The organism is Candidatus Erwinia dacicola, assembly GCF_001756855.1.
In the GTDB taxonomy this organism is placed as follows: domain Bacteria; phylum Pseudomonadota; class Gammaproteobacteria; order Enterobacterales; family Enterobacteriaceae; genus Erwinia; species Erwinia dacicola.
Genome location: NZ_MAYS01000253.1, coordinates 1 through 3,753, shown reverse-complemented (window position 1 = coordinate 3,753; position 3,753 = coordinate 1). Strand labels below are relative to the sequence as shown.

Below are 3,753 nucleotides of genomic sequence, written 5' to 3'. Positions count from 1 at the left end.
GCTGTGGCCAGTATTAGTTGGCCACTACACGGGGTGTTAGCTGCTTTGACAGCGAATCTAGAGGATTGCATAGTGTCTACCTAGTTGGCAAAAACCGCACAGAGTAGGGAAATGAGGTGCCAAGGGCAAGGAGTAATTGTAAAAAGGGATGAATGGAACACGGGGTGACCGGAAAAAATGGTTGCCGCTCCCCGCTTCGGGGCAACCTCAATCATGTAGGGGCGGACCCTCTTTTCCGGTCACCCCGCAAAGATTACTGCAGCAGCGAGATATCCGCCACCTGTAGGAACAGCTCGCGCAGTTTCGCCAGCAGCGTCAGACGATTGATACGCATTTCTTTCTCTTCAACATTGACCATCACCTTATCAAAGAAGTTATCCACCGCTTCACGCAGCTGCGCCAGCTCGATCAGTGCATCTTGGTAACGGTCTTCGGCGAAGAACGGTGCCAGTTTGCTGCTCAGTGCGGAGACGTAGGTCGCCAGCTTAATCTCTTCATTCTCTTCCAGCAGCGACGCCTGCACGCTGTCGTTGAGCGGCTCGGTTGCCTTCGCCAGAATGTTGGAGACGCGCTTGTTGGCAGCCTCTAGGCTGGCTGCTTCATCCAGCGTACGGAAGTGAGACACCGCTCGCATACGGGCATTGAAGTCAGCAGGGCGGGTCGGGCGACGTGCCAGCACGGCCTGGATAGTATCTATGCTGTGGCCTTCTTCCTGATACCAGGTGCGGAAACGACCGAGCATAAAGTCGATCACTTCATTCACCGCTTTGGTGTTCGACAGCTTGCTGCCGTAGAGGCGCACGGCTTCTTCCGTCAGGGTTTGCAGGTCGATAGGCAGGTTCTTCTCAACGATAATACGCAGCACGCCGAGCGCAGCGCGGCGCAGTGCGAACGGGTCTTTATCGCCTTTCGGATGCTGACCAATCCCGAAGATGCCCGCAAGGGTATCCATCTTATCGGCAATCGCCAGCGCACAGGCTACCGGGTTAGACGGCAGATCGTCACCGGCAAAGCGCGGCTGATACTGCTCGTTCAACGCCACCGCCACGTCTTCGGCTTCGCCGTCGTGACGCGCGTAGTGCATGCCCATCACGCCCTGAATGTCGGTGAACTCAAACACCATGTTGGTCATCAGGTCGCACTTGGAGAGCAGTCCAGCACGGGTGGCGTTATTCACATCTGCGCCAATCTGTGCGGCGATCCAGCTCGCCAGCGCCTGAATACGGTCAGTCTTATCGCGCAGGGTACCCAGCTCTTTTTGGAACAGCACGGTCTCCAGACGCGGCAGGTTATCTTCTAGGCGGCGCTTACGGTCGCTGTTGAAGAAGAACTCGGCGTCGGCGAGACGCGGGCGCACCACTTTCTCGTTACCGGAGATAATCTGCTGCGGATCTTTCGACTCGATGTTGGTGACGAAGATAAAGTTCGGCAGCAGCTTGCCCGCGTTGTCGTACACCGGGAAATATTTCTGGTCGCCCTTCATGGTATAGACCAGCGCTTCCGCCGGAACCGCGAGGAACTTCTCTTCAAACTTCGCCGTTAGCACGACCGGCCATTCAACTAGGGAGGTCACTTCTTCCAGCAGGCTTTCGCTCAGGTCGGCCACGCCGCCAATCTGCGCGGCAGCTTCTTCTGCACCGACTTTGATCATCGCTTTACGCGCTTCGAAGTCCGGCTGCACCTTGCCGCGTTCTACCAAGATCTGCGCATACTGGTCGGCGTTATCGATGGTAAACTCCGGCTCGCCCATAAAGCGGTGGCCGCGGATAGTGCGGGCAGAGTCGATACCGAGGATTTTCGCCGAGATCAGCTCATCGCCCAGCAGCAGCGTTACGGTGTGGACCGGGCGCACGAACTGCACCTCGGAAGCACCCCAGCGCATCAGTTTCGGGATCGGCAGCTTAGCGAGGGAGGTGGCAATCATAGCCGGCAGCAGAGCCTGGGCGCTTTCGCCCATTACCTGTGCGCGGTACATCAGCCACTCGCCTTTATCGGTGCTCAGACGCTCGGCCTCGTCAACGGTGATGCCGCAGCCGCGTGCCCAGCCTTCGGCTGCTTTGGTCGCCACGCCCTTGGGGTCGAATGCTGCCTGGATTGCCGGGCCACGTTTTTCTACTTCGCGATCGGGCTGCGCGGCGCTCAGATTAGCGACTTTCAGTGCCAGACGGCGCGGAGCCGCGAACCAGCTCACTTCACCGTGGGCTAGGCCCGCAGCATCCAGCTCAGCGGTGACGTTGGCAGCGAACGACTCGGCAAGGCTGCGCAGCGCGTTTGGAGGTAGTTCTTCGGTGCCAATTTCCACCAGAAAAGTTTTATCAGTCATGACTGTCTCTTATTTTTTGTTATTGCACATCGGGAAGCCGAGTGCCTCGCGAGAGGCATAGTAGGCTTCAGCCACGGCTTTCGTCAGGGTGCGGATGCGCAGAATATAGCGCTGGCGCTCGGTGACGGAAATCGCTTTACGCGCATCCAGCAGGTTAAAGCTATGTGCGGCTTTCAGAATACGTTCGTAGGCCGGCAGCGGCAGCGGTTTCTTCAGCGCAAGCAGGCTCCGCGCCTCTTTCTCGTACTGCTCGAAGCAGGTAAACAGGAAGTTGACATCGGTGTATTCGAAGTTGTAAGTGGACTGCTCCACTTCGTTCTGATGGAACACGTCGCCGTAGGTGGTTTTACCCAGCGGACCATCGCTCCACACTAGATCGTAAACGCTGTCGACGCCCTGGATATACATCGCTAGGCGCTCCAGACCATAAGTGATCTCGCCGGTTACCGGCTTACACTCTAGGCCGCCAACCTGCTGGAAGTAGGTGAACTGCGTTACTTCCATGCCGTTCAGCCACACTTCCCAGCCCAGACCCCAGGCACCCAGAGTTGGGTTTTCCCAGTTGTCTTCCACGAAGCGGATATCGTGAATTGTCGGATCCATGCCCAGATCTTTTAATGAACCGAGGTACAGCTCCTGAATATTGTCCGGCGATGGCTTGATGATCACTTGGAACTGGTAGTAGTGCTGCAGGCGGTTCGGGTTTTCGCCGTAGCGGCCATCGGTTGGTCGGCGCGAAGGCTGCACGTAGGCAACCGCCGTCGGCTCGGGACCGAGCGCGCGCAGGCAGGTCATTGGGTGGGAGGTGCCCGCGCCCACTTCCATATCCAGCGGCTGGATGATGGTGCAGCCCTGGCGCGCCCAGTAATCCTGTAAGGTCAGGGTCAGGCCCTGAAAGGTCTTGGTATCAAACTGTTGCATGATGATTTCGCACTCGATACGAGTGGTGATAAAAAGTAGGCGTCAGTATACCCTTTGACCGGGCCTAATACCAAAAGGGGCACTGTTGCAAAGATCTGGCGATGGTAAACTGATGCCACTGTTTAGTTGAAGGAGCAGCACATGAACCCATTTAAAGGTCGACATTTTGAGCGTCATATTATCCTGTGGGCCGTCCGCTGGTACTGCAAATATGGCATCAGTTATCGTGAGCTGCAGGAGATGCTGGCGGAGCGAGGGGTAAATGTCGATCACACCACGATTTATCGATGGGTTCAGCGTTCTGCACCTGAAATGGAAAAGCGGCGGCGCTGGTACTGGCGTCAACCTTCCGGTTTTGGCTCATGGCATCTCGATGAAACCTACGTGAAGGTCAACGGACGCTGGGCTTATCTGTACCGCGCCGTCGACAGCAGGGGCTGCACCATTGACTTTTACCTGTCTTCACGTCGTCACACCAAAGCCGCCTATCGCTTTATGGGTAAACTTCT

Annotated in this window: 3 protein-coding genes; 1 reads left to right on the top strand and 2 read right to left on the bottom strand. The window is 56.8% G+C overall.

The genetic code is table 11. The features are described from left to right. Positions 1-253 precede the first annotated feature (253 nt). Together glyS and glyQ are read right to left on the bottom strand one after the other, a co-directional pair. Positions 254-2,323, bottom strand: a complete 2,070-nt coding sequence (gene glyS, locus BBW68_RS07680) for a glycine--tRNA ligase subunit beta (RefSeq protein WP_070134683.1) — start codon at positions 2,321-2,323, stop codon at positions 254-256. A gap of 9 nt (positions 2,324-2,332) precedes the next feature. Further along, positions 2,333-3,244, bottom strand: coding sequence for a glycine--tRNA ligase subunit alpha (gene glyQ / locus BBW68_RS07675; protein WP_070134681.1), 912 nt, complete (start codon positions 3,242-3,244; stop codon positions 2,333-2,335). Positions 3,245-3,385: 141 nt separating this feature from the next. Here glyQ and BBW68_RS07670 point away from each other — a divergent pair. Then, positions 3,386-3,753: IS6 family transposase (locus BBW68_RS07670; protein ID WP_148127594.1), on the top strand; the 368-nt coding region annotated here is incomplete at its 3' end.